This is a genomic window from Marinobacterium sp. YM272 (assembly GCF_050908845.1).
Lineage (GTDB): Bacteria > Pseudomonadota > Gammaproteobacteria > Pseudomonadales > Balneatricaceae > Marinobacterium_D.
The window spans coordinates 3,437,809-3,462,470 of the sequence record NZ_CP194171.1 but is presented as its reverse complement, the minus strand read 5'-3'; the positions used below and the strand labels follow the sequence as shown (position 1 = coordinate 3,462,470).

Below are 24,662 nucleotides of genomic sequence, written 5' to 3'. Positions count from 1 at the left end.
CGACCGCTTTTCCGTTAGAATCGATCTCTTATACGTTAAGCGAATGGACCCGATTTCAGTGCTGTTCAACAAGCTACCGGATGATATTTTTCTGCCGCTCTCGGGTCAGAACCGCCATATCTATGAAGTGGTGCTGCTGGAGCTGGCGGATCTGTTTTTCGATGAGGATCTGATCGATCCGTTTATTCCAAAAGACCTGGTGCGTTCCACCATCGAGAATGCCGTGGTGCGCTATGGTGTGCGTCGCTGGGCCGCCGAAGGGGATGACGAAAACGAGAACGATATTCCGCTCTCCAGTGCCGATTACACCAACCGGATCTACCGCCGGCTGGTACAGACCGGCTGGCTCGAAGAGGAGCAGCGGATCTACCGCACCTATGTGTTGCTGTCACCGGCTAACAGCTATCTGCTGCGCTCGCTGACCTCCATCGCGCGGCTGGAAAAGCGCAGCTATGGTGGTGCCGTGCTGAACGTGCTGAGCTCGCTGGAATCGGCCATTGCGGACCCGGAAGGCCGCGGTATTACCCTGGCCGAGGCGGCACAGACCGCGGCGGATTTCAGCGCCCACCTGACCGATATGCTGCTGGGTCTGCGAGAGCTGAAGATTACGCTGTCCGGCAGTTCTTCGCCGCAGGAGGTGGTGCGCGGCTTCTTCGACCGCTTCGTTGAGCATATTCTGGTCTCCGATTACAAAACGCTGAAGACCAAGAACAACCCGTTCCGCTTCCGCCGCAAGATCCTGGCGATGATGCGCGACCTGCAGTTTGACCCGCTCAAGGTGGATCAGCTCAGTGAGCACTACCAGATGCAGTACGAGCTCTCGGCCGACGAGGCCGACGCGCTGGTGCAGCAGCATATCAACCGCATCATCCGCATCTTTGAATCGGTGGATCAGCGCCTGGCGGCGATCGATGACTTCCGCTACCAGCTGGAGAAGCGTGTTGCAGATACGGTCCGCTATATGGACAAGACCACCCCGGGCATGGCTGCGCGCCTGTCCCGCGTGATCGCCGAGCTGGCCAAGAAAGAGAACGCGGAGATTCCAGTGCTCTCCACCCTGGATGAGGTCGGTTTTCTGTCGCCGTCCAGCGTGCGCTCGCCGATCCGCCGCCGTATCGAAACCAAGCCGCGCATCATTACCCAGGCGGAAATCGATCCCAAGGTGCTGGAGCTGCGTCAGCTGTTCAAGGAGTGGAAAGAGCGCCGCGAGGTCAAGGTGGATCGCATCGAGGCGTATCTGGAAGAGCAGTTTGCCGGTCGCAGCGAGCTCAACGCCACCGAGTTCCGCATCGACAGCATCGAGGATTACATCTGCTTCAGCTATGTGCGCCATCTGAATTCGCTGGGCAAAAAAGCGCGCAAAACTACCGAGCGCTACCAGATCAAGTTTGAGGACCGCTACGTCAACGTGGCCGATATGGTCGAGTGTCGTGGCTTCGTGATTCACAGGAATACCGGAACCCATAATGCTAGGTGATCTGCAAAAAGTCGTTTCCCGCAACGATCAGCACCAGGCGGACGATTTCGTTCGAGCCGCCAACCAGTTGCTGACCAGTCAGTTTCTGTATGCGGACCGCCCGTCCCACCGGGAGCACTACTTCCTGGTGGCCGGCAATGTGGAGTATTTCCGCAACCTGTTCGACGCCATCGGCTGGAGCCTGATCTACCAGCCGGATGAGGCGTATCTCGGCATCCTGCCCCAGGGCGAGGAGCGCGTGCTGCGCCTGCGCCTGGACGAGTCGCTGCTGCTGCTCTGCCTGCGTCAGCAGTACGAGGCCAAGCTCGAAGCGTTCGAGGTTGAGGATGGCAAGGCGTTCACCAGCTCCGACGAAATGCTGCGGTTGTACGATAACCTGACCGGCAAGGAGATTCCCAACGAGACCCGTCTCAAGGAGATCCTCTCCCTGTTTACCCGCCATGGTGTGATCGAGCGCGGCAAGCCGGAAGAAACCGCGCCCAAGAATATCCCGATCCGTATCAATCCGACGATCCGCCAGGTGGTGGTCGAGGATTACATCGGCCAGCTCGAAGCGCTCTGCGACATCGAGAATCGAGACGAGGCTGATGCCTTTATCGAGGAAGAGCAGGAAGAGCATAACCGGCGTGCCGAAGATCGGGTCCAGGCTGAAACGGCTGAGCCGGCTGCGTCTGAGCCAGAGGTTCAGGCTGAGTCGGTAAACGACACGAGCGAAGACGCTACCGAAGAATCCACCGACGAATCTACTGACGTCTCAACCACGGAGCGCAGCGATGAAACAGCTTAACCGCATGGTGCTGGTCAACTGGTATGTGCTGGGGGCCATGGAGATTCCGATCAAGGGTAATGTGGCGATTGTCGGGCCCAACGGCTCGGGCAAGTCCTCGTTGCTAGATGCGATGCAGACTGTGTTGATGGGCGGTCACAAGCGCCACCTGAGCTTCAACGCCTCCGCCGGTGAAAAGAGCGAGCGTTCGCTGCGTACCTACTGTCTTGGCTTCCTCGATGACCAGGGCAAGAAAAACAGTGCCCGCGAGGATTCCATCACCTACCTGGCGATGAGTTTTTTCGATACCGAAACCGCGCAGGAGACCTGTGTCGGTATCGCCATCAGCGCCTCTACCGCAAGCCCGGATGAAGAGATTCTCGGCCGTTTTATCCTGCCGAACTTCTCCGTCACCCTCGATGACTTTACCGTAAAGCAGGGCAACGGCCGTATGCCGAAGGCCTGGACCGAGGTGCGCGACAGCCTGATGAAACAGTGCCCGGAAATGATTCTGGAAAAGCGTGCGGCACGTTTCGTCAAGGATATGGTCAGCCATCTCAGCCATGATCCGCAGATGCCCAACGATGACGACAAGTTTGTCAAAAACTTCAAGAACGCATTGAAGTTTGTGCCGATCGACAGCCCGACCCGCTTCGTGCGCGAGTTCGTTCTCGATGAGAACATCGTCCACGTCGGTGCGTTCCGCAAGTCGCTGGATGAATACCGGGTCATGGAGCAGAAGACCCAGGAGGTCGCCAACCGTATCACCGAACTGGAGAAGGTCCAGGAGATGTGTAACGGCATCGCCCGCAACCTGCGTAACTCCGTCGAGTACGAGTGGGTGGTGCACGAGTCCCGCTTTGAGCAGGCCGACCTGAAGAAAGAGGACGCCGCCGAGCGTCTTGAAGACTCACAGGAAAAAGAGGAAAAACTGCAGACCGAGCTGTCGCAGACCAGCGAGGCGCTGAACCAGGCGATTCAGGATCTGGCCAACGCCCGTGCCGAGTTGAACACCTCCGACTCCGCCCACCAGATCAACGCACTGGAATCCTCCATTCGTGCCCATCAGCACGAGCTGAACGTGGTCAACGACCGGATCCAGAAAGTCTATGGCCTGTTGCGCACCACCGTAGGCTTCTCGGACCATATCGACATGTTGCCGGATGAGTTCCGTCCGGTTGTCGCTCAGTCGGTGGAGCTGTGGCGCTCCGGTGAAAATGTACTCGCCGATGCCTGGCCGGCGTCGCCGGTGGAGGTGGATGCCACCGTCGAGCAGCTACGCAACAATATCGACCCGGTACGCAAGGCGGTGTCACGCCGCTACGAAGAGTCGGTGATCCGCCTGAACGAGCTGCGCTCGACCATCCAGAGCCAGAAAAGCGCGGTTGAACAGCTGCAGCAGGGGCGTGCGCCGATCCGCCACAACACCCGTGAACTGATGGAGCTGCTGGAAGAGTACGGCATCAAATCCACCCCGATCTGCGAGCTGGTGGATATCAATGATGACAAGTGGCGTATCGCTGTCGAATCCTTCCTCGGCGCCCGTCGAGAGGCGCTGGTGGTAGCACCGGACCGGGTCAAGGAAGCGATCACGCTTTACCGTCGCAAGGGTCGTCACCTCAAGGGCTGCCGTATTATCAACACCACCAAGAGCGATGACTGGCTGCGCCGCAGCAAGCCTGGCTCGCTGGCGGAGTTTATCGATACCGATGATGACCACGCCCGTGCTTACATGAACCGGGCGCTCGGTGGCGTCATCGCCGTGGAAACCGAGCAGGAACTGCTCAGGCAGGAACGCGCGCTGACCTATGACTGCATGCTGCAGAGCGAAGGTTCCACCACCTCCATCAACGAGCTGAGCCCGATCATGGGTATCCGCCGTCGCGGTGATCAACTGGCGCTGCAGGGCAAGCAGGTGGACGAACTGATCGCCGAGTTTGCCTCCCTGGGTAAAAAGCACGAGTCCCTGGAGAAACTGCGCGACTCGCTGATCAGCCTGGCCAGTGGTCTGGTAAGCGCTAATGAGCCTGTCTACGACCTGTGCAACCAGCGTGCACAGCTCGGTGGCGAGATCCAGGGCTTTGAGCAGGCGATCCACGATCTGCGCAACCATGATGATTCCGGTATCCAGGCGCGTATCGTCGAGCTTGCCGAGCATCACAAGGCGATGGAAGCCCGCCAGAAAGCGCTGATGGACAAGTTGCAGAAAGTGCGCACCAGTATCATCAAGGACAACGCTTCCCTGGAAGTGCTGGAAAAGGATCTGGTCGATCACGCCCAGTCCCGTACCCGTTGTGAGGAAAACCGCAACTTCGATGCCCAGGCGGCGCAGGAGAAGCGTGATTACCTCGATGAGTCCTGCGGTGGTGAGCTGGATCGCATCATCTTCGAAGCGGCGAAGAAGGCCCAGGCCGAACTGCAGCTGCACGAGAAGAAGAAAAACGGCGTGCGTGACGCCGTGGCGCAATACAAGGCGACTTACCACGGCGGTGGCATGAGCCATCAGGAGCTGGACAAGATCGGGCCGGATTCCACCCACGAGGATCTGGAAACCTTCGTCGACAACACCGTCGCTGCGCTGCGTGAATCGGAGCTGGCCGAGTACGCCAAGAAAGCCGAGCGTGCCCGCCTGGAAGCGGAAACCGCGTTCCGCTCCGACTTTGTCGCGCACCTGAATGACCAGATCAACAAGATCCGTGACCTGATCCGCGAGCTGAACAGCCACCTGAAGAACCGTCCGTTCCACAAGGAGATGTACAGCTTCGAGATGAGCCCCAACCCGGAGCTCAAGGATATCCTCGAGCTGGTCGAGGCCTATACCCGTATGGATCAGGCCAACGTGGGCTCTCTGTTCGATCTCAAGAACGAGAATGACAGCGGCCACCGCGATGCGCTGGCCCGTATCCATGACGTACTCAAGGATGAGGGCGAAAGTAGCCTGTTGCAGGATTACCGCAACTTCTACAATTTCGAGCTGGTCGTCAAGGATCTGCAGGGCAACCGCAAAACCACCCTGACCCAGCGTATCAAGACCGGTTCCGGTGGTGAGCACCAGGTACCCTTCTACGTGGCAATGGCGGCGGCCCTCGGCGCTACTTACCGCCTCAAGGAGGGCGGCGATGGCCGGCCGGTGGGTGGTTTCAGCCTGTCGGTGTTCGACGAGGCGTTCAACAAGCTCGACTCCGAGAACACCGTTACCTCGCTCGGTTTCATGTCCGATCTGGGGCTGCAGACGATTATCGCCGCGCCGGATGAGAAGTACTCACTACTGTCATCCTGCATGGATACCATCATTAACGTCTGCCGTGATGGCCGCGTCGTGGATGTGGATGTGGAGTTCCCGACCGATAGAGGCAAGGAGTTGCTGGCATCGGATCATCCCTACAAACTGATGCCGCGTGAAGAGCTTGAGGAGAGCGACGCCGAGCTGGTGTAAGCCGGCTCAGAGCGCCGGTTCAGCCAGCCTGGGGGCGGGTTGAACCGGGTCGGGGATAAAGCTGACCAGCGGTTTGCCCTCGCGGCGCAGAAACAGGCGTTCGCCCTTGCGGGCGACCTGCCAGAGCGGCAGGTGCTGCTGCAGCTCCAGCAGCAGTGCCCGGGGGCTGATCGGCTCGTCACTTTCGCTGCGCCAGTCGCGCCACTGGTCGTTAGCGAGCAGCTGGCACAGGCTTTCGCCGGACCACTGGGCGGGCAGGGCGCTGAGCGGCTGCAGCAGACCGGTGAGGGCGGGGGATACCAGCCGCGACTCGTTGACAAAACGTTTGCGTACGCTGAGGTCGGTGTGGCCGCGCAGCAGTTCGTTATCACGCACGTTGCTGCTGAAATCGAGCGCACTGAGACCTGTAACCAGCGTTTTGAGCGACCAGTTGCACCCCTTGATCAGCGCCCAGGCCGGTTGCATCGCACTGCGCGAGCCCAGGGTGTAACGTTCGGCATCACGATGGTCGTTGTTGAACAGCGTGAGCTGTAGAAAGGAGGTCTGGAAATCCACCAGGCATTGCGGATCTTCCACCAGGCAGTAGGGCTGTTCCCGGCGGATAAACGCGAGCCAGGCCTCGCGGCTCTCAAGCGCTGGTAGTACCCTGATATTCATGATGAATCACCCTTAACCATTCCCATATTGTATATAACGAGTGTCCCGATGACGATCAAGCTACTGAATCGCTCCGCGCTGGTGATACGTCCCAAACAGCCCATGGCCGACTGGGCGGCAGAACAGGCGCCGGAGGAAAATCTCGACCTGGAGTCCCTGCGTCAGGAGGGCACTGTCTATCTGATCGATGAAGCGGAGCAAGAAAGCAGCTTTGCTGAGGCGCTGGAGAGCGGCTGGCGTACCATCTTCGAGAACGAGCTGGGTGCCTGGGATGAGTTTGGCGATCACTGGCCGATTCTCGAGCGCAGCCTGTTCGATCAGTGGTTCGACGTGGAGCCGCAGATCCTGGCCTTCGATCTGTCGGAGCAGCCTTTGCTGCGAGCCAATCTGGAATAACACCAGCCCCCGGCGTTGAGGATTCAGCCGGCTGACGGAGTAATAAAATAATGAAAGATGTGATTCAGCATCTCGAGACCCATCCGCTGCGCGACATGCTCTATGACGAGCTCCACTCGCGCCCCTTCCAGGTGATTCCGAGCCCTGCGCGGGTGACCCATCTGGCACTGCAGGTCGATGAAGCGCAGCGGGCGGAGCAGTTCCGCCATCTGCAGAAGTTGCATGAACTGCTCGGCTACGAGGTGCCCCAGGTGGAGACCCAGTGCTATGAGCAGACCTTCGGTAAGCTGCGTATCCGCTGGGAAAAGCACCTGGAGTTTACCAGCTACACCTTTATCAACCTCGCCCCCCGATCCCAGGCTAACCCCTTTGCCGAACAGGGTATCAGCGAGCTGCCATTCGGTTGGCTCGAAGCGCTGCCGGGTACAGTGGTCGCGGCCTTCCATGTGGCAATCGAAGATGCCCGGGTTAATCCCGAACCCGAACCCAACGAGGTGAAGCCCTGGTTTGAGCAGATGCGCCTGGTGGGTTCCAGCCCGCAGAGCGGTGATGCCCGGGTCTGGACCGCATTTCAGCTGCACGCGGATGGTTTCGGCCGCATGCTGATCTACAACAAGCAGATGAGCGACTCCCAGCTCGGACGTCTGGTGCAGCGGTTGGTGGAGATAGAAACCTATCGCCTGATGACGTTGCTGGCGCTGCCGGAAGCGCGCCGAACCTCGCCGGCGCTTGGCGATATGGATGCCAAGCTGGCACATCTGACCGGTGTGCTGGCGGATAACCACCAGGTGGATGATCGCACCGTGCTGTCGGAGTTAACGCAGATGGCCGCTCAGATCGAAGCGTTCAGGGCGCAGACCACCTTCCGCTTTACCGCCACCCGCGCCTACGCCGACCTGATCATCAGCCGGCTGGCAGAACTGCGCGAGGATGAGGTGTCCGGGCACCTGACGATCAACGAGTTTCTCAGTCGTCGTCTGCTGCCGGCGGTGCGCACCTGCAACGCTGTCAGTGAGCGGCTCGATGACCTGTCGCGGCGTGTGGACCGGGTATCCGACATGATGCGCACCCGTGTGGAAATGGCGATTCAGCAACAGAACCGGGAGCTGCTTAGCTCCATGGACCGGCGCTCCCGTATTCAGCTGATGATGCAGCATACGGTGGAGGGGCTGTCGGTGGCTGCAATCAGCTATTACCTGGTGGGTTTGTTTAAATATTTGCTGGAAGCAATCTACGGTGCGGGCGTAGCGTTCGATAAAACGCTCGCAACCGGTATGATGGTACCCATAGTGCTGCTGGCCGTCTGGCTGGCGACACGGCGTATCCACCACCACTTCCACGCGCTGGCTGAAGATGAGCTGGCGGACGGTAACACAGGAAAGAAGCGCAATGAGCGTCGAAAACGAGATTGAAAAACGCCTGAAAGCGGGCCTGGAGCTGGTCGAGTACCGTCTCGAAAACGAGAGCCATATGCACTCGGGTGACCGTACCGATACCCACTTCAAACTGGTGGCGGTGAGCTCCGCCTTTGAAGGCAAACGCCTGGTACAGCGTCATCAGCTGATTTATGGACTGTTGTCTGATCTGATGCAGAATCCGATTCACGCCCTGGCGATGCACCTGCATACGCCGTCAGAGTGGGAAAAACAGCAGGGTTTTGTGCCGGCGTCGCCCAACTGTATGGGCGGTTCCAAGGCCGATAAGTAAGCCTCAGCTCCATTCCCTGAAAGCAGTCCGCAGGAGAAAGCCTATGACCGAGCATGAATTTCGACGCGTAAAGGAATCCCAGACCACGCTCAAGGAGCTGATGGTTCCCCATTACGCCAACTTTGGCGGCAAGGTGCATGGCGGTGTCATCCTGTCACTGATGGATAAGATCGCCTATACCTGCGCGGCCTCCCACGCACGGGGATACTGTGTGACGGCCTCCATCGACTCCGTGGATTTTCTGAACCCGGTGGAGGTGGGTGAGTTGCTGACCCTGCACGCCTCGGTCAACTACGTGGGGCGTTCCTCCATGGAGGTGGGGATCAAGGTGGTCTCGGAAGATTTCCACAACGGCATCGTCAAACCGACAAATACCTCCTATTTCACCATGGTTGCGGTTGATGAAAAGACCCGCAAGCCGGTACCGCTGCCGGGCCTGATACTGGAAGAGGATGTGGAGGTAAAGCGCTTCCTGGAAGGGATGATGCGACGCCAGTTCAAGCAGCATCACCGCGAAGAGATGCGCCAGGCCCGCGCTGAGCTCGATATCGAGCGAGAGCTGCCCAAGCTCGACGGGCAGAACTGCAGGCTGGCCCGGCCGGTCTGACCTGGCTCTGCGCAAACAGGCGGGTTTAAAGCCCGCCCGTTTGCGATCTGTTTTCTAAATCCCCAGCCTCAACCCTGCTGTTCCCCTCTGTATTTTTCGGGACTCGCGCGCGTTCCCGTCACTGCATAGTTTCTAATCCCCGACTTCTTCTGCTTCCGGTCAGCTGCCGGAGCCTGACGCTTTCGATCCGTCGGCGGCAAAGCTATTGATTTGTATGCTTAGTAATTTTTATAATGCAAATAAGATTAGTTATCATTAGTATTACCGTATAGTTTTTTTGCCAGATAGCGAGCAGGGGGTCGACGTGAGTACGGAAACTGAATTAATGGCCGCGGGCGGCAAGCCTCAGCAGTTGGGTGATGAGACGCTGGCGGCAGACGCTGGCGATGCCTTGGCTACTGGCGATGCCTTGACTGCCGGTGGCCCCGGGGCTGCAGACGAACATGCCAGAGTATCGGGCGAAACCGGCGCGAACCCGCTTCAGTCAGCGCTGGCCGACGATCCATCCACAGCTACCCTGCCGCTCGATCCTTCGCTGGGCGAAACGCCAGATATGCCCCTGAGCCTGGTCGATCAGGTGATCGATTTTCTGGTCATGGGCGGGCCCGTGGTCTGGATTCTCTGTGCCTTCTCCGTGGTCGCGCTGACCATCGTTCTGCTGAAGCTCTGGCAGTTTGCCGTTATGCGCGCCGAGTCAGCGCGGGAGATTGACCGGGCGTTGAGTCTCTGGTCCGTGGGCGACCGTCAGGGCGCCATTAAGACGCTGAGGCAGCATCGCCCGGTCACCGGTCTGGTTGGGCTGGCCATGAAGGGCGTAGAAGCGGGGCAGGAATCCACTCTGCTGCGTGAAGAGCTGAGCCGGGTAGCGACCCAGCGGTTGGGGCAGATGCGTTCGTTCCTGCGTCCATTGGAGGTGATCGCGACGCTCAGCCCGCTGTTGGGTCTGCTCGGTACCGTGCTGGGGATGATTGTCGCGTTTAAACAGATGGAAGCGGCGGGCAGTCAGGTGGATCCCTCGGTGCTGTCCGGCGGTATCTGGCAGGCGTTGCTGACAACGGCGGTGGGTCTGGCGGTGGCGATCCCGGTGATGACCATCCACAACTGGCTGGAGCGCAAGGTCGAGCGTGTGGCTGTGTTGATGAACGACTCGGTGACCCGCGTATTTACCAGTGCGCTGTCAAAGCAGCATGCAGCGGCAGAGCCTGAGGTGTTCCGCCATGCTGCTTGATCTGGGCACTGCGCGTAAGCCCGCCAAAATCAGCCTGACCCCGCTGATCGACGTGGTCTTTATTCTGCTGCTGTTCTTTATGCTCACGTCCAATTTCATGCAGTGGCGACAACTGGATCTGCCGATCCCCACCGCCAGCGACACGCCGGCCGCAGCGTCCGAGGTAATCAGGGTGCGGCTGCTCGGTAATAGTGGCGATGTGCGGATTGCCGACACCACTTTCAACATTGCGGCCGGCGTGCCACAGGCCCTGATCGGTGATAGCGAAACGCTGATCGCCATTGAAGCCGAAGAAGGGGTATCGACCCAGTCGCTGGTATCGCTGGTGGACGCGTTAAGGCAGGCGGGTGCGGAAAAGGTTTCGCTGGCGGGAGTACTGCAATGATTGTTGATCCGGGGGCAGGCAGCCGCTCGAACAGCGCTGATGACAACATGATCCCGCTGATCAACGTGGTATTCCTGATGTTGATCTTCTTCATGATCGCCGGACAGATTTCCAAAACGGATGCGCTTGAGACCTCACCGCCGGAGTCGGTTAACGAGCGAAAACTCTCCGACAGCGAGTCGATTGAGCTGCTGGTATCCGCTGACGGGACCCTGTTTATCGGTGATCAGCCGGTTAGCCGGGACGAGCTGACCGAGGCGCTGAACCAGCGCGTCGAGCAGGTGGAAGACGTCAGCAGTCTGACGGTGCGGATCAAGGCAGATGCCGACCTGCCCGTAGCGGAGCTCAAGCCGCTGCTGTCCCGGGTGCGTGATGCGGGGCTGGTCAAAGCCTCGCTGATTACCCGTCTGCAGCCGGAGGAGCCGTCATGACACTGAGCAGCAGACACTGGATCTTTGCGCTGACCCTGGCGTTGGCACTTCATGCCGGCGGCGCTGCCCTGGTGCTGGCTCGGGACAGTGACTCCGAGGGCGCCAGGGATCTGGGTGAGAACGGTATCGAGATCGACCTGGGAATGATGGGCGACCTGGGCGCGGCCAGGGAGAGTCAGGAAGAGAGTGCGCCGGAGCCGGTGGCTGACGAGATCGCTGAGCCCGAACCGGTTGAACCGCCGCCCGAACCTGAAGCTGAGCCGGTCGTGGAGGAGCCTGAGCCGGTGGAGCCGCCACCACCGCCCCCCAGACAGAAACCGGTGGTGCAGGTTGAAAAAGAGCCGAAGCCGGAACCGCCCGAGCCTGAGCCGACCGTGGAACGGCAACCGGTTGAGTCACCCCGGGAGCCGGTGACAGAAACGGTTGCCAGTGCCAGGACCGCTGAAAAGGTTGCTGATGAAACGGCTGATGCCCAGCGTAAGCAGAGCACCGGTTCAGCCAACGCTCAGACTCAGGGGGGATCTCCGGCAGCCAGGCAGACCTGGTTCGGTGAGTTGGCCGCCCATCTGGCGCGGCATAAACGCTACCCGATCTCCGCCCGTCGCCGTGGCCAGGAGGGCGTTGCCAAGCTCTATTTTGTCGTCAACCGGCAGGGGCAGGTGCTTGAATTTAATATCAGGGAAAGTTCAGGCTTTAATTCGCTGGACGATGCGGTGATTGCCATGCTGGAAAAAGCCGAGCCCCTGCCGCGTTTCCCTGTTGAAATGGTACAGGATACCCTGAGTATTACGGTGCCAGTCGCATTCGCTATTAAAAACTAAGAGTCGATTATCGAGTTATTTAAAAGCCGTCATAGCTGATCCGTATCGGATAATAAATCAATAACTATTAATTAACTCCCGCCTTGACGTTCGTTCAAGGTGAATAGACCACTATGCTTAAAAAAGGAAGAACAATGGCTGAACAACCCAGGATTGCTGCAGGATTGGCTGCGGATGAAAGCTCTCGCTATTCTAAAATGGCAGCTGGAACGCTTACGCTGGCAATTTCTTCCGCGATGATAGGATCCCTTCATGCGGAAGAAGTTTCACTCCATACGCTTTTAATCGAGGATCAGAAAATTGCAGCTGATGCGAATCCCTACGCTGAGCCGGAAGCACCTTATAAAGCAAAACGTACCTCCGATACACGTAAAGTCCGTGATATCGCTGATACACCGCAAACTATGACGGTGCTGACGAAAGACAGTATTGAAGACTCGGGTAAAACCGAACTCAAGGATATTCTGAGTGCTCAACCGGGTATTACTCTGGGCACAGGTGAGGGCGGTAACTCCTTCGGTGACCGTTATATTATTCGCGGTTATGAGGCGCGCAGTGATGTGTTTTCCGATGGTCTGCGTGACCCGGGTCTGATCACCCGCGAAACCTTCGCTCTGGAGCAGGTTGAAATCTCCAAGGGCCCGAGCTCAACCTTTGCCGGTCGCGGTTCGACAGGTGGTGCGGTGAATACCGTCAGCAAGAAAGCGAGCATGGAAGAGGACTTCACCTCCCTGCAGGGCGGGTTGGGTACCGATGACTACAAGCGCTACACCATCGATAGCAACAAGGTGATTACCGGTGATTCGGGTATTCGCTTCAACGGCCTCTATTCCGAAGCCGATACACCGGATCGTGCCCCGGCCGGTGAGCGCCGCATCGGTGCCCTGATCTCCGGTGTTTATCAGCCCACGCGTAACACTCTGTTGTCTGCCGATTATTACTTCTTCCGCGGTGAAGATCGCACCGACACCGGTTATGGGCTGGATCGGCAGAGCGGTGAGTTCAATAAATACGACTACGTCGGCCAGAATGACCTGGATTTCCAGAACAGCGAAGCCGATATCCTGACCTTCAAGGTTGAGCACAACTTTGGTCGCGGCGTGACGCTGGAAAACAAAACCCGCTTCGGCCAGACGGTAAACGAGTATGTGGTGTCCGCCTATGATGGCCGCGGCTTTTTCGACAACAATCTGCGCTCGTTCAGCGGCTGGCAGGAGAACGACTACCTGGGTAACCAGACCAATCTGGTGATCGATAAGGAGCTGTTTGGCAAGCGCAACACCATCGTTGCCGGTGTTGAGATGGCAAGGGAAAACGTCGATGCCGGTAACTACAGCGTCGAGGCGAGCAACAGCTTTGACCTGGACCCGTACGACGCCGATAACGGTCTGTGGCAGGGCTCGGTGGAGCGCAGCGACAAAACCAGTGAACTGGAGCTGAAAACCGTTTCTGCGTACCTGATGGATACAGTCACACTCAGTGAAGACTGGGAAGTGTTCGCAGGCCTGCGTTATGACCATTTCGATTACGCGCTGGATACCGCAGCAAGGAACGGTCGTTTCGGGCCGATACCCGCAGCCTCTTACGCCTTCAGTGATGGCTTCTGGAACGGGCACCTGGGTCTTGTCTACTCACCCTGGGAGCAGGGTAATGTCTACGCCAGCTGGAGCACCTCGTCCAATATCAACGGCGGTGAAGCCGATGCCGGCACCAACTGTGGTTACGGCGGTCTGTGCACCGATTCCGAGGGTAACTACAAAAGTGCAGACCCGGAACAGTCCACTAATCTGGAGCTGGGTACCAAGTGGAACCTGATGGACGAGCAGCTGCTGCTGACGGCGGCGGTGTTCCGTATCACCAAGGATGACGTGATCGAAGGCGGTAACGATTCCTACAGTTCAGGGGGCTCTCTGAATACCGGTAAGAACCGTGTAGAGGGTGTCGAACTTGGCTTGTCCGGTAACCTGACTTCAAAGCTTAGCGGCCAGATGGGCGTGGCGATCATGGACTCCGAGACGCTGGAATCCTATCACCCGGATAACATCGGCCGTCCCAAGGCGAACTTCGCCGAGAAGAGTGCCAATGTCCAGCTGCGTTACCAGGCGACCGAAGCCTTGGCTTTTGGTGGTACCGCGACCTACTCCAGCGAGATCTTTGGTGGTCAGCCGGATGAGGGTGCCAGTGGTAACATCGAACTGCCGGACTACACCGTGTTCGATCTGTTTGCCACCTACGACTTTGACAACGATCTGAGTCTGCGGGCCAACCTGCAGAACGTGACGGATGAAGAGTACTACACCGCGGTCTACCGCGGCGGTAGCATCGTCTATCTTGGCGATGCGCGTGCAGCCAGCCTGACGCTCAGCTACAAGTTCTAACCACTGGCCGGCCCGGGGTTCCCTTCCTCCGGGCCGGCCTTTCCAATTTGAGAGGGTATGTCATTGATACTGCCAATAAAGCAGGTATTTACGGCCGATGAAGTTGCCACCATTAGGACGCATCTCGATCAGGCGAGCTGGGTTGATGGCAGCCTGACAGCGGGTAGCCGGGCGCTTGCGGCAAAGCGCAATCAGCAGCTCGATGAGAATGACCCGCTGGGACAGAAGTTGGGCGACCTGATACTGGGGGCGCTGGCAAAACATCCTGTGTTCATTTCCGCGGCACTGCCACTCAAGACATTGCCGCCGATGTTTAATCGTTACCGCGATGGCGAGACCTATGGCCGCCACGTGGACAACGCCATTCGGGTGGTGCCGGGCACCGCGACGCGGGTCAGGACCGATCTGTCCGCCACGCTGTTTCTGTCCGCCGCCGATGAGTACGACGGCGGCGAGCTGGAGATCGAGGGCAAGTATGGCAGCCAGTCGATCAAGCTGGATGCCGGTGACCTGATCCTTTATCCCTCCACCAGCTTGCACCGGGTCACGCCGGTGACCCGCGGCGCGAGAGTCGCGGCATTCTTCTGGATTCAGAGCATGGTGCGCAGCCATGAGCAGCGCGAGATGCTGTTTGATCTGGATACCAGCATTCAGTCGCTGACCTCTGCCGGTATCCAGGGCGCAGTGCAGGACGAGGATCTGAACCGCTTGACGGCTTTGTATCATCGGCTGATTCAGCAGTGGGCAGACACCTGAGGATAGACCATGAGCGATAAACCGGAACCGCCTCTGAGCGCCATTCCCCCGCAGCTGGTAAGTTTGGCCGATTATGCCGATCGGGCAGCGGCCCATATACCGACTGCGATCTACGAATATATCGTCGGTGGCGGCGCGGATGAGATCAGTCTTAAACGCAATCGCGAGGTGCTGGATCGCACCCTGATTCTTCCCCGGGTACTGGCGGATGTCACCCGGGGCACCACAGAAACCAGGGTGCTCGGCGAGCAATTTCGCCATCCCTTCATGCTGGCGCCGGTGGCGTTTCACCGTCTGGTCCACCCGCAGGGGGAGCTGGCGTCCGCGCGGGCAGCATCGGCGCTTGAGGCGCCGATGGTGGTGAGCACCCTGTCCAGTTACACACTGGAAAGCATCGCGGCGGAGTTGACCTCGCCAGGCTGGTTTCAGCTCTACTTCCAGCAGGACCGGGACTTCACGTTGAGCCTGGTGCGCCGGGCGGAAGCGGCGGGCTACAGCGCCCTGATGATCACCGTCGATGCCTCACTGCATGGCATCCGCAACCGCGCCCAGCGCGCCGGGTTCGAGCTGCCGCCAGGGGTTGAAGCGGTTAACCTGCGCGACCGGCCGCCGCTGCCAGGCGCGGTGCTTGAACCCAGTCAAAGCATTGTCTTCCAGGGCATGATGACCGAAGCGCCGACCTGGGAGGATATCGCCTGGCTGCAGGCGCGCACCCAACTGCCGGTGATTCTCAAGGGCGTGTTGAGCCCGGCCGATGCGGTGATGGCACGCGACCTGGGTATCGCAGGTCTGGTGGTGTCCAATCATGGCGGCCGTACCCTGGACTGCGTGCCGTCCGGGCTTGAGCTTCTGCCTGCCATTCGCCGGGTGGTGGGTGAGGAGATGACGCTGCTGGTTGATGGTGCTATAGCGCGGGGCACCGACGCCTTCAAGGCGATCGCACTGGGGGCCGACGCGGTGATGGTCGGGCGGCCACAGCTATACGCCCTGGCCGTGGCCGGGGCCCAGGGTGTTGCGCATATGTTGCGGATCCTCCGCGAAGAGCTGGAGGTGTGCATGTCCCTGGCGGGAACGCCAACGCTGGCCGATATTACGCAGGATGCGCTTTATCGGCCGGATTAAGCAGCGCTAGCGGCGGCGATAGTTCCTGTCACGGTGATAGTTCCTGTCACGGTGATAGTATCTTTCCCGGTGGTCGTGATAGCGGCTGTACGGGCGGTGCCGCGGCAGGTGCCGGATGGTGACCCGGTGTTTTGGGCGCAGCTCGATATGGTGGGGCAGGACGCGCACACCGAGCCAGCTGTCATGGGGCCGGTAGTAGTAGAGTCCGGAGTTGACCCCCAGGTAAACGCTGACATCGGGATAGAAATAAAAGTCGTCATAGCGGCTGTCGTAGTAGCCGTGCACACCGACGCGGGCCTGGGTGTCATAGGGGCCGTAGGCACAGGCCGTTAGCAGCAATGCAGTCAGGACAAGCGGAATGCTTTTTCGGGCTGACATGATTCACCTCCCAGTGAGGCTTCAGGGCCTCTATACAGCATAAGACACCGGTAGAGCTGAATTGCTGCTTAAGCGACCCTTTAATGCCATCACGCCGACCTTGTTACTTCCACAGGTCGGACACCGGTGTGTCCGGTGAGAAGCGGTTCGCGACCTGGGCCTGCAGCAGTTCGGCACTGGCCAGGGCGTCGGTGAGCGCATCGTGTGGGCGGTAGTGAGGCAGGTTGTAGCGGGAGCGACTCTCCGCCAGCCGGATCGAGACCTTCTTGCGTCCAAACAGCTTATCGAGATAGCGCTGATGTCTGCGCCGGTGCAGGCGCGCTTCGAGCTCAAGCGTATCGATCACTGGAAACTCAATCCCCTCCCTGATCCGCGTCTGCAGCGCCGCATTAAGAAAGTTGCGCTCGATGCCCCGGTGGTGCACCACAATCACCTTGCCGGCCATGATCTCAAGCAGCTCCTCGAGGATGCGTTTGAGGTCCGGAGCGGTTTCAACTTCCGAATGGGTGATGCCATGAATACAGACCGACTTGTGACTGAGGTTGCTGCGTGGTTTTAAAATCCAGTGGCGGGATTTACTCAGGCTGATACGGTTTAACGACATGGCGACCAGGCCGATACTGACGATATCGTCTTTGCTCGGATCGATCCCCGTGGTTTCGAAATCCATGGCGATCATCGGGACCTGGTCGATGGGGGTATCCGCAGCGACTGCACCGGCCTCGTAAAACTCCCGAAGTTTAGGGTGTTTGGTGCGCTCGGCCAGCTCCTTGAACCGCTTGGCCCAGTCCAGAATCGGGCCCTTGTCTGCCTTGCTGCGGCCGTCCTTGGACCCGACATGCTCTTTGCCGATATAGAACATGAAACTATCCTCAGTTGACTCGTCCGGGTTGGTAGCGGTACTTCAGGAATTTCTGCGCATTGCTCAGGATCTGGAACGCATCCTTGAGGTTTTTGCGCTCGAAATCGGAGAGGTTTTCCGGCTCTATCCGGTTATCCGGGTCGTTGCCGGCTTCCAGGTCCAGCGCCTGGTGGCGGATCCGTACCGTGGAGATGAACTCGAGCGCATCACGCAGATCCTGGCCGCGCCCGTGGGGCAGTATATCCGCGTTGATAATATCCTTGAGGCGTTCAAACGAGTTGCGCGATTTTGAGCCCACCGCCAGCGCATGTACGCGAATCAGGTCCGCCAGCGGAGCGGTACCGCGTCGTTTCATATCGATCGACTGGGTGTGCTGGCCCGAAGGCTCCATGACGAAATCCTTGAAGAAGCCCAGTGGCGGCGTACGCAGCAGCGCGTTGCGGGCCATACAGGCAAGGAATGTCGAGTTGTGGCGGGTCTTGCGGATGATCAGCCGGTTAAGGCGGTCCGCCCATTCGGTTTTACCCCAGACGCCGTCCAGATCGAAGAAGATCGAGCTGTTTAGCAGGCTCTTCGGCGTCGGCTTGTCGATCCATTCGGTGAAATACTCCTCCCACACTCGCAGCGGTTTACGCCAGGTGCGGTTGGTGGCCATGATGTCGCCCTTGCAGTAGGTGTAACCGCAGGCGGCGAGACCGTCGGAGACGAATTCTGCCAGCTTCAGGAAGTAGGCGTCATGCTTGTCGGGATCGAAGCGGTTGTCCAGGATCATGGCGTTGTCCTGGTCCGAGACGATCAGCTGTTCCTGGCGTGCCATGGAGCCCAGCGCGAGGAAGCAGTAGGGCACCGGTGGCGGTCCCAGTTTCTCTTCGCCCAGCTCCAGCAGTCGCTGTTTGAAGCTGCGGCCGATCACCGCCATGGCGCTGCCGATCATGCGTGAGTTGGCGTCCTCGCGCACCATGCGGGTGAAGCAGGCGCGTACTTCGCTGACCAGTGCCTTGAGCTCCTCGACGCTTTGGGTACGGAAGATGCTGCTGACCACGAACAGGCTGTTTTGTGATTCGTAGCGGATGATATCGGACAGGGCGATAACGCCAATCGGCTGCTGGTGCTTGAGCACCGGCAGATGGTGGACGTTGTACCTGAGCATCGCCAGCATCGCTTCGAACACCAGTTGCGTATGCTCCACATGGATCAGGTCGGTGGTCATGATCTCCGTGACCGGGGTGTCGTAGCTGAGCCCCGGCGCAACGAGGCGGTTGCGCAGGTCGCGGTCGGTAATCAGTCCGGCCATCACCGGGTGGCTGGGCGAATCGGCGTCGTCCGGGTGTCCCGGCGCGTCGTTGTGGTGCAGGATCAGCAGCGAGGAGACCCCCTCGTCACTCATACGCCGTGCGGCTTCCTTGGCCGTTGCCCGGGTATCCATCATGATCGCTTCGCGGCTGATCAGCACGTTGATCTCGGAGGTCATCAGCTCATTGGCGTCCTCCTTGCGGGCCACGGTCTGGCGCAGCCGCGTGCGGTCCTCTATCTCGACAAAGTCGGCGAACAGCTCGTTCTCTTCAAACAGCCGGTTAAAAGTCTCCTCGGGGATCAGATAGATCAGGCTGTCTTCAAGCGCGACGGCAGGAAAACGGGTGCGCTTGTGGCGCAGCAGGGCGAATTCGCCAAAGAAGCCGCCTTCGCTAAGCCTGTTATAGAGGTCGCCGTTACGTCGGTAGATCTCAACCGCGCCGCTGCGCAGCACATAAAGCGCATCGGTGAGCTGTCCGAACTCCAGAATCTGGGTGCCGGCCTTGAAGTAACTGATCTCCACCTCGGTGGCCACCCTGGCCAGGGTCTCTTCCGCCAGATCGGCGAAAGGGTGATGGCGGCGAAGAAAGTCGATAATTTCCAGATGTTCAGCCTGCATATTCTTACCTGATAAGCGGCGTTGGAATTAAAAAAGGGCGGATAGTCGTCACTACCCGCCCCATCACACTCAAGCGTGTTTTACGCCTCTGGGCGCGGCTCGGAAGCCAGACCCTTGATCACCGACGCAGTTGCTATCAGCAGTACGATGGTGAACGGGAAGCCGGTGGATACGGCCATGGCCTGCAGGGCGACCAGTCCGCCGCCGAGAATCAGGGCGATAGCCACCAGACCCTCGAAGGTACACCAGAACACGCGCTGCGGAGTCGGTGCATCCACCTTGCCGCCGGCGGAGATTACGTCGATAACCAGTGAGCCGGAGTCGGAGGAGGTCACGAAGAACACCACAACCAGGATGATGGCGATGAACGAGGTGATCTGCGACATCGGCAGCGCATCCAGCATAGTGAACAGCTGCAGCGGCAGTTCTGCGTCCGCAACGGCGGTGTAACCGTCGTTGACGTACTGGCTGATCGCGGTACCACCGAACACGGTCATCCAGAGCACACAGGCCAGGGACGGGATGATCAGTACACAGACGATGAACTCACGTACACTGCGGCCACGGGATACGCGGGCGATGAACATGCCGACGAACGGTGACCAGGAGATCCACCATGCCCAGTAGAAAGCGGTCCAGCCGGAGGCGAAGTTGGAGTCTTCGCGACCTACCGGATTTGCCAGGGCGGGCAGGTGCTCAAGGTACGACAGCAGGTTCTGGAAGAAACCGGTAGCGATCGCCAGCGTCGGTCCGACAATGATAACGAAGGCCAGCAGCAGAACTGCCAGTATCATGTTGATCTCGGACAGACGCTTAACACCCGCTTCCAGACCCGCCAGCACCGAAATCATCGCGATCGCGGTAATACCGATAACCAGAATGATCTGGGTGGTCTCGCCCAGCGGTATGCCGAACAGGTAGTTCAGACCTGATGCCGCCTGGGAAGCGCCCAGACCCAGGGAGGTCGCCAGACCAAACAGGGTTGCCAGTACCGCCAGGATATCGATGATGTGACCCGGCCAGCCCCACACGGATTCACCCAGCAGCGGGTAGAATACGGAGCGCATGGTCAGCGGCAGCCCCTTGTTGAACGAGAACAGCGCCAGGCCCAGTGCCAGCACGGCATAGATCGCCCAGGGATGCAGCGCCCAATGGTAGATCGTAGCGGCCATGCCAAGCTCAGCGGCAAGCGCAGCGTTACCCTCTGCATCACCTACAGCACCACCCAGCGGCGCCCAGTCGCTGCCGCTAAAAGAGGTGGAGAAGTGAGTCAGCGGCTCGGAAACACCGTAGAACATCAGGCCGATACCCATGCCTGCAGCGAACAGCATGGAGAACCAGCCGGCGTAGGAATAGTCGGGTGTGGCCTCGGTACCGCCCAGGCGTACTTTGCCCAGGGGAGAAAACGCGATAATCAGGCAGGCGAGAACAAAAATATTACCGGCACCGATGAAAAACCAGTCCAGGTTAGTGGTGAGCCAGCCGCGAATGCCGCTGAACATCGGTTCTACCTGGTTCTGGAAAGCGAGTGTGAGAAATACGAAGGCAATGATGGCTAGGCCTGAAACGGCGAATACCCGGTTATGGATATCCAGGCCAAAGGGGCCTACATTGACAACGATGTTGTCCTGTCCGACCTGGTAGTCGGTATCGTAAGGATTGACCTCCCCGTCGGGAATCATCGGATCTTTCGAATCCGTCATAGCGACTCTCTCCTTAAGATTGCTTCTGGCTGTTTTGTGGTGTCCAAGTTCTGAACGGTTGGCCGATAACCAATTCGGGAGTTAACAGACCCTATATCTTGCAGAATACGGTCGTTAGTATCCCGGTCGAGCGCTGATGACGCAACCCGAGTCCCTCTGAGGGCAGATGGGCTAAGTGAATGAGGTTGTGGGACTTTTCTATCCTTGAGGGTCATCGGCGGGCTGTGCTTCAAGTTTAAGGAACACTTTTCTAGCATAGACCAGAAGATTCTGTTGTCGCCATCAACTACGACATTTACTGTCCGCTGTGCGCCACATAACTGTCGCCTTAACAGGGATGCAATAATGAGTTTTGCCAATGCACTGAGTTTTTTGTTCGCCATCTTCATCTTTGGTATTACGCCGGGCCCGGGTGTGTTTGCGATTGTTGCCAGGGCGTTGCAACGTGGCTGCTTGAGCTGTCTGCCGCTGGCGCTGGGTATGATTCTCAGTGACGTGATCTACCTGGTACTGGCCTGCCTGGGGCTGGCGGCGCTGGCGACACACTGGGGAGAGGTGTTCACACTGATCCGCTTTGTGGGTGCCGCTTACCTGTGTTACCTGGGCTGGAAAATGTGGACCGCGGCGGTAGAACCGGTCACCTCGTCGGAAAAGCCGGACCGGCGTGATGCCCTGCACGCCTTTGTGCAGGGGTTTCTTATCTCTGCCTCCAACCCCAAGGTCATTCTGTTTTATATCGCGTTTCTGCCGACATTTATGGACGTAACCGCGCTATCCGGTGAGGGGGTTGTGATAGCGTCGCTGCTCACGCTGATCGGCCTGCTGGCCGGGTTGATGTTGATAGCCGCCACAGCAGCGCAGGCGTGCAGGTACCTGAAGTCCCAGCGTGCGGCCCGCACCATGAACCGGGTGTCGGGTTCTATCATGGCATTCGCCGGCCTCTATCTGGCCGGTCGACAGTAAATAGCAGGCAGCGGGCGGTATTCGTCGTCGGCCCGGCTGGCTCGGCAAGAGAAAATCCCGGGATGAACCAGCAGGGCCACTTATGCAAGCACTGCCCGGGTGGATGTGCCGCTGCGGTGCGCTTTTGACTCGTTATAGTGCGTTACTCCCCCTGTGTTTGTCGTCCTGCTTGCCGTGATTCCGCGACTCCGGCGAAACAGTTGTTGACGCTCTTTATGGTCAGTTTTTTGCTATAAAAACTTGTCCATCTGGACAACTAGCGTATTGGCAGGCACCGTATTGTTCGGAATTCCTGACCGTTCCAACTTTTACTAGGCGCTTGGATTTGGCGAATATGCACAGGTTTGCACTGACGAACGTGACCATCTTCACCGTGGATCCCGAGGATCGCGTGATCGCCAATGGCACTGTGCTGATTGATGATGGCTGTATCAGCGCCCTGGGGCCAAAGGCGGAGATCGAGATTCCCTCCGACATGCCCAGCATCGATTGTGGCGGTCGCAAGGCGCTGCTGCCAGGCCTGGTGGATGCTCACAGTCACTCCAGCCTGATGCGCGGAATCTCCGAGAATATGCAGCTGATGGAGTGGTTACCCTATTACCAGCGGGAGTTCCGTGCACTGACGCCGGAGGACGCCTACCACGCCGCGCGGCTGTCTTACCTGGAGGCGCTGAAAAACGGCACCACCTGTGTCATGGATATGTACCGTATTATGGATCGCTGCGCTGAAGCGGGGCGTGAGATCGGGCTAAGAGTGAACCTGGCGCCCTATGTCGCAGACAGGCCGGGGCTCGACTTTTTTGCCACCCTCGACGAAAACCGGCGTCTGATCGATAGCCATCACGGCGCGAACAACGGCCGTATCCAGGTCTGGATGGGGTTGGAGCATCTGTTTTACTGCTCAGCAGACGCCTACGCCCATGCGCTTGCCTGCGCCCGGGAGTTCGGTCTGAAGATCCACACCCACGCCTGCGAGCAGAAAGAGGAGGAGGCGGCGGTTACCCGCCATTTCGGCAAGCGCTCCATCGCCATGCTGGACCAGTACGGGGTGCTGGGTGAAAACACCCTGCTGGCGCATTGTGTCTGGTTAAACGATGACGAGATCAAGCTTCTGGCTGATACCGGCACCCGGGTGGCCCACTGCCCGGTCAGCAACGCCAAGTTGGCCAGCGGTGTGGCGCGGCTGCCGGAGATGCTCGATGCGGGCATTCCTGTCGGGCTGGGGACCGATGGTAATGTCTGCAACAACAGCCTGGACCTGTTTGAGGAGATGAAGTTCGCCTCGCTGATCCAGAAGGCAACCAGGCTTGACCCCATGTCGCTGCCGGCCTCTCAGATGCTGCGCCTGGCCACCCTTGGTGGCGCCGAAGTGCTGGGCCTGGATGATAAAATCGGCTCCCTCGAGGTTGGCAAGCGCGCCGACATGATTCTGCTGGATATAGGCGCCCCCAATCTCACCCCTTACTGCCTGGATGAAAAGGGCGGCAACCTGTTGTGGAATCTGGTGTTCTCCGCCCGCGGCAGCAATGTCACCGATGTCTGGGTGGATGGTGAGTGCCTGATCAGCGATGGCGAACCGACTCGCGTCAGTCAGAGTCTGATCGTCAGTCAGGCCCAGGTCACCGCGCATTCGTTGATCGCCCGCTGTGATGAGCTACCACCCAACCCCTCCGTTATGAACTGAAACCTGAAGGTAAATGTTGTGGATGCCCTGCCAATCATCTCTCTTGCAAAGCTGAACAGCGACGATCCTGCCGAGCGCAAGGCTGTGGCCGATGAGCTGGGGCGCGCCTGTCGCAAGGTCGGCTTCTTCTATGTCACCGATCACGGTATCGCCCCGGAAACGGTTGAGCTGGTTTTCAGCGAGGCGCGACGCTTTTTCGCGCAGCCGCTGGAGGCGAAAGAGGCGCTATCGATCAAGCGTTCGAAGCATAATCGCGGCTACGTGGCGATGGCGGATGAACAGCTTAATCCCGCGGCCGGCGCGGATATGAAGGAGGCGTTTAATATCGGTGTTGAGCTGGCGCCGGATCACCCGGACCTGGTAGCGGACAAACCGTTTCGCGGTCCCAACTTCTGGCCGGAACTGCCAGAGTGGGGTGACGAGTGGCGGGAGCATATGCTGACCTATTTCCATGCCTGTGAAGAGTTGGGACGCCTGATCCACCGTGGTCTGAGCCTGGATCTTGGCGTGGACGAGCATTTTTTCGACCGGCATCTGGCCAGGCCGCTGGCGACGCTCAGAATGCTGCGTTATCCGGCATCGGATGATGCCGTGACCCGGGACGACGGTGGTGCCGGTGCCCATACCGATTACGGCAATATCACTATTCTGGCCACCGACGGTGTTGCCGGCCTGGAGGTCGCCAACCGCGAGGGGCAGTGGGTACAGGCGCCGAGCGTCGACGGCGCTTTTGTCTGTAATATCGGTGACTGCCTGATGCGCTGGAGCAACGATACCTACGTCTCGACCCCGCATCGGGTGCGCCCGCCCCAGAGCGAACGCTACTCCGTCGCGTTTTTCATGGAGGTGGATCCGGAGTCCATCGTCGACCCGCGGCAGTTGCGCCCGGATGAGGCACCCAAGTACGCTCCGGTGCGCTTTGTTGACTACCTGACAGAGCGGCTTAACGCCACCTACGGTTATCGCAGCGACGATAATTGATGTCAGCCTGAC

22 protein-coding genes are annotated in these 24,662 nt (G+C 59.0%); 17 read left to right on the top strand and 5 right to left on the bottom strand.

The genetic code is table 11. The features are described from left to right. Positions 1 to 43: 43 nt before the first annotated feature. Genes ACQUQP_RS15505 through ACQUQP_RS15495 form a run of 3 tightly spaced genes read left to right on the top strand, consistent with a single transcriptional unit; the run spans position 44 to position 5,679 of the window. Complete coding sequence (locus tag ACQUQP_RS15505) at positions 44 to 1,477, top strand: Wadjet anti-phage system protein JetA family protein (protein ID WP_432695932.1); 1,434 nt, start codon at positions 44 to 46, stop codon at positions 1,475 to 1,477. Continuing rightward, a complete protein-coding gene (locus ACQUQP_RS15500; protein ID WP_432695931.1) occupies positions 1,467 to 2,264 on the top strand; it encodes a DUF4194 domain-containing protein in 798 nt (265 codons plus the stop codon). Before ACQUQP_RS15505 ends, ACQUQP_RS15500 begins: the two co-directional genes overlap by 11 nt. Beyond that, positions 2,251 to 5,679, top strand: a complete 3,429-nt coding sequence (locus ACQUQP_RS15495) for an SbcC/MukB-like Walker B domain-containing protein (protein WP_432695930.1) — start codon at positions 2,251 to 2,253, stop codon at positions 5,677 to 5,679. The genes ACQUQP_RS15500 and ACQUQP_RS15495 overlap by 14 nt, the downstream gene beginning before the upstream one ends. A gap of 6 nt (positions 5,680 to 5,685) precedes the next feature. Here the strand turns inward: ACQUQP_RS15495 and ACQUQP_RS15490 are convergent, their stop codons facing one another. Continuing rightward, positions 5,686 to 6,336: a hypothetical protein gene (locus tag ACQUQP_RS15490; RefSeq protein WP_432695929.1), complete on the bottom strand. Its 651-nt coding sequence runs from the start codon at positions 6,334 to 6,336 to the stop codon at positions 5,686 to 5,688. Positions 6,337 to 6,384: 48 nt separating this feature from the next. Here ACQUQP_RS15490 and ACQUQP_RS15485 point away from each other — a divergent pair, with 48 nt between their 5' ends. The 11 genes from ACQUQP_RS15485 to ACQUQP_RS15435 all read left to right on the top strand — a co-directional run bounded on the left by ACQUQP_RS15485 (position 6,385) and on the right by ACQUQP_RS15435 (position 16,167). Continuing rightward, positions 6,385 to 6,732 (top strand): hypothetical protein, encoded by a 348-nt coding sequence (locus tag ACQUQP_RS15485; RefSeq protein WP_432695928.1) that lies wholly within the window; start codon positions 6,385 to 6,387, stop codon positions 6,730 to 6,732. A 50-nt stretch (positions 6,733 to 6,782) separates the two neighbouring features. Continuing rightward, entirely contained in the window at positions 6,783 to 8,144 is a 1,362-nt protein-coding gene (locus tag ACQUQP_RS15480) for a DUF3422 family protein (RefSeq protein ID WP_432695927.1), read from the top strand. Then, entirely contained in the window at positions 8,122 to 8,439 is a 318-nt protein-coding gene (locus ACQUQP_RS15475; protein ID WP_432695926.1) for a BolA family protein, read from the top strand. Before ACQUQP_RS15480 ends, ACQUQP_RS15475 begins: the two co-directional genes overlap by 23 nt. A 43-nt stretch (positions 8,440 to 8,482) precedes the next feature. After that, entirely contained in the window at positions 8,483 to 9,046 is a 564-nt protein-coding gene (locus ACQUQP_RS15470) for an acyl-CoA thioesterase (RefSeq protein WP_432695925.1), read from the top strand. A 304-nt stretch (positions 9,047 to 9,350) separates the two neighbouring features. Beyond that, complete coding sequence (locus ACQUQP_RS15465) at positions 9,351 to 10,274, top strand: MotA/TolQ/ExbB proton channel family protein (protein ID WP_432695924.1); 924 nt, start codon at positions 9,351 to 9,353, stop codon at positions 10,272 to 10,274. Beyond that, on the top strand, positions 10,264 to 10,659 hold the full coding sequence (locus ACQUQP_RS15460; RefSeq protein ID WP_432695923.1) for an ExbD/TolR family protein: 396 nt from the start codon (positions 10,264 to 10,266) through the stop codon (positions 10,657 to 10,659). The genes ACQUQP_RS15465 and ACQUQP_RS15460 overlap by 11 nt, the downstream gene beginning before the upstream one ends. After that, positions 10,656 to 11,090, top strand: a complete 435-nt coding sequence (locus ACQUQP_RS15455; protein ID WP_432695922.1) for an ExbD/TolR family protein — start codon at positions 10,656 to 10,658, stop codon at positions 11,088 to 11,090. Before ACQUQP_RS15460 ends, ACQUQP_RS15455 begins: the two co-directional genes overlap by 4 nt. Next, the gene (locus ACQUQP_RS15450) at positions 11,087 to 11,911 is read left to right on the top strand and encodes an energy transducer TonB (RefSeq protein ID WP_432695921.1); all 825 of its coding nucleotides are present in this window, start codon (positions 11,087 to 11,089) and stop codon (positions 11,909 to 11,911) included. Before ACQUQP_RS15455 ends, ACQUQP_RS15450 begins: the two co-directional genes overlap by 4 nt. Before the next feature lie 410 nt (positions 11,912 to 12,321). Then, complete coding sequence (locus ACQUQP_RS15445) at positions 12,322 to 14,289, top strand: TonB-dependent receptor (protein WP_432695920.1); 1,968 nt, start codon at positions 12,322 to 12,324, stop codon at positions 14,287 to 14,289. A 57-nt stretch (positions 14,290 to 14,346) separates the two neighbouring features. After that, positions 14,347 to 15,045: a Fe2+-dependent dioxygenase gene (locus ACQUQP_RS15440; RefSeq protein ID WP_432695919.1), complete on the top strand. Its 699-nt coding sequence runs from the start codon at positions 14,347 to 14,349 to the stop codon at positions 15,043 to 15,045. A 9-nt stretch (positions 15,046 to 15,054) separates the two neighbouring features. After that, on the top strand, positions 15,055 to 16,167 hold the full coding sequence (locus tag ACQUQP_RS15435) for an alpha-hydroxy acid oxidase (protein ID WP_432695918.1): 1,113 nt from the start codon (positions 15,055 to 15,057) through the stop codon (positions 16,165 to 16,167). 6 nt (positions 16,168 to 16,173) lie between these two features. Here ACQUQP_RS15435 and ACQUQP_RS15430 read toward each other — a convergent pair whose 3' ends face one another. The 4 genes from ACQUQP_RS15430 to ACQUQP_RS15415 form a co-directional block, all read right to left on the bottom strand. Next, the gene (locus ACQUQP_RS15430) at positions 16,174 to 16,545 is read right to left on the bottom strand and encodes a hypothetical protein (protein ID WP_432695917.1); all 372 of its coding nucleotides are present in this window, start codon (positions 16,543 to 16,545) and stop codon (positions 16,174 to 16,176) included. Positions 16,546 to 16,648: 103 nt separating this feature from the next. After that, entirely contained in the window at positions 16,649 to 17,407 is a 759-nt protein-coding gene (locus tag ACQUQP_RS15425) for a 3'-5' exonuclease (protein ID WP_432695916.1), read from the bottom strand. 10 nt (positions 17,408 to 17,417) lie between these two features. Further along, complete coding sequence (locus ACQUQP_RS15420) at positions 17,418 to 19,319, bottom strand: DUF294 nucleotidyltransferase-like domain-containing protein (protein ID WP_432695915.1); 1,902 nt, start codon at positions 19,317 to 19,319, stop codon at positions 17,418 to 17,420. An 80-nt stretch (positions 19,320 to 19,399) separates the two neighbouring features. Further along, positions 19,400 to 21,022 (bottom strand): BCCT family transporter, encoded by a 1,623-nt coding sequence (locus ACQUQP_RS15415; RefSeq protein ID WP_432695914.1) that lies wholly within the window; start codon positions 21,020 to 21,022, stop codon positions 19,400 to 19,402. Positions 21,023 to 21,367: 345 nt separating this feature from the next. On the opposite strand from ACQUQP_RS15415, the gene ACQUQP_RS15410 reads away from it, so the two are divergent. The 3 genes from ACQUQP_RS15410 to ACQUQP_RS15400 all read left to right on the top strand — a co-directional run bounded on the left by ACQUQP_RS15410 (position 21,368) and on the right by ACQUQP_RS15400 (position 24,650). Beyond that, positions 21,368 to 21,985 (top strand): LysE family translocator, encoded by a 618-nt coding sequence (locus tag ACQUQP_RS15410; RefSeq protein WP_432695913.1) that lies wholly within the window; start codon positions 21,368 to 21,370, stop codon positions 21,983 to 21,985. Between the two features lie 334 nt (positions 21,986 to 22,319). Next, positions 22,320 to 23,669 (top strand): amidohydrolase family protein, encoded by a 1,350-nt coding sequence (locus tag ACQUQP_RS15405; protein ID WP_432695912.1) that lies wholly within the window; start codon positions 22,320 to 22,322, stop codon positions 23,667 to 23,669. Between the two features lie 18 nt (positions 23,670 to 23,687). Beyond that, entirely contained in the window at positions 23,688 to 24,650 is a 963-nt protein-coding gene (locus ACQUQP_RS15400) for an isopenicillin N synthase family dioxygenase (protein ID WP_432695911.1), read from the top strand. The last annotated feature ends 12 nt before the right edge of the window (positions 24,651 to 24,662 follow it).

What these genes read in the sequence shown, in the direction of transcription:
- ACQUQP_RS15450 (WP_432695921.1), top strand. Translation starts at nt 11,087, where the DNA reads ATGACACTGAGCAGCAGACACTGGATCTTTGCGCTGACCCTGGCGTTG.
- ACQUQP_RS15495 (WP_432695930.1), top strand. Translation starts at nt 2,251, where the DNA reads ATGAAACAGCTTAACCGCATGGTGCTGGTCAACTGGTATGTGCTGGGG.
- ACQUQP_RS15410 (WP_432695913.1), top strand. Translation starts at nt 21,368, where the DNA reads ATGAGTTTTGCCAATGCACTGAGTTTTTTGTTCGCCATCTTCATCTTT.
- ACQUQP_RS15435 (WP_432695918.1), top strand. Translation starts at nt 15,055, where the DNA reads ATGAGCGATAAACCGGAACCGCCTCTGAGCGCCATTCCCCCGCAGCTG.
- ACQUQP_RS15430 (WP_432695917.1), bottom strand. Translation starts at nt 16,545, where the DNA reads ATGTCAGCCCGAAAAAGCATTCCGCTTGTCCTGACTGCATTGCTGCTA.
- ACQUQP_RS15420 (WP_432695915.1), bottom strand. Translation starts at nt 19,319, where the DNA reads ATGCAGGCTGAACATCTGGAAATTATCGACTTTCTTCGCCGCCATCAC.
- ACQUQP_RS15470 (WP_432695925.1), top strand. Translation starts at nt 8,483, where the DNA reads ATGACCGAGCATGAATTTCGACGCGTAAAGGAATCCCAGACCACGCTC.
- ACQUQP_RS15455 (WP_432695922.1), top strand. Translation starts at nt 10,656, where the DNA reads ATGATTGTTGATCCGGGGGCAGGCAGCCGCTCGAACAGCGCTGATGAC.
- ACQUQP_RS15460 (WP_432695923.1), top strand. Translation starts at nt 10,264, where the DNA reads ATGCTGCTTGATCTGGGCACTGCGCGTAAGCCCGCCAAAATCAGCCTG.
- ACQUQP_RS15415 (WP_432695914.1), bottom strand. Translation starts at nt 21,022, where the DNA reads ATGACGGATTCGAAAGATCCGATGATTCCCGACGGGGAGGTCAATCCT.
- ACQUQP_RS15505 (WP_432695932.1), top strand. Translation starts at nt 44, where the DNA reads ATGGACCCGATTTCAGTGCTGTTCAACAAGCTACCGGATGATATTTTT.
- ACQUQP_RS15490 (WP_432695929.1), bottom strand. Translation starts at nt 6,336, where the DNA reads ATGAATATCAGGGTACTACCAGCGCTTGAGAGCCGCGAGGCCTGGCTC.
- ACQUQP_RS15475 (WP_432695926.1), top strand. Translation starts at nt 8,122, where the DNA reads ATGAGCGTCGAAAACGAGATTGAAAAACGCCTGAAAGCGGGCCTGGAG.
- ACQUQP_RS15440 (WP_432695919.1), top strand. Translation starts at nt 14,347, where the DNA reads ATGTCATTGATACTGCCAATAAAGCAGGTATTTACGGCCGATGAAGTT.
- ACQUQP_RS15485 (WP_432695928.1), top strand. Translation starts at nt 6,385, where the DNA reads ATGACGATCAAGCTACTGAATCGCTCCGCGCTGGTGATACGTCCCAAA.
- ACQUQP_RS15405 (WP_432695912.1), top strand. Translation starts at nt 22,320, where the DNA reads ATGCACAGGTTTGCACTGACGAACGTGACCATCTTCACCGTGGATCCC.
- ACQUQP_RS15425 (WP_432695916.1), bottom strand. Translation starts at nt 17,407, where the DNA reads ATGTTCTATATCGGCAAAGAGCATGTCGGGTCCAAGGACGGCCGCAGC.
- ACQUQP_RS15500 (WP_432695931.1), top strand. Translation starts at nt 1,467, where the DNA reads ATGCTAGGTGATCTGCAAAAAGTCGTTTCCCGCAACGATCAGCACCAG.
- ACQUQP_RS15480 (WP_432695927.1), top strand. Translation starts at nt 6,783, where the DNA reads ATGAAAGATGTGATTCAGCATCTCGAGACCCATCCGCTGCGCGACATG.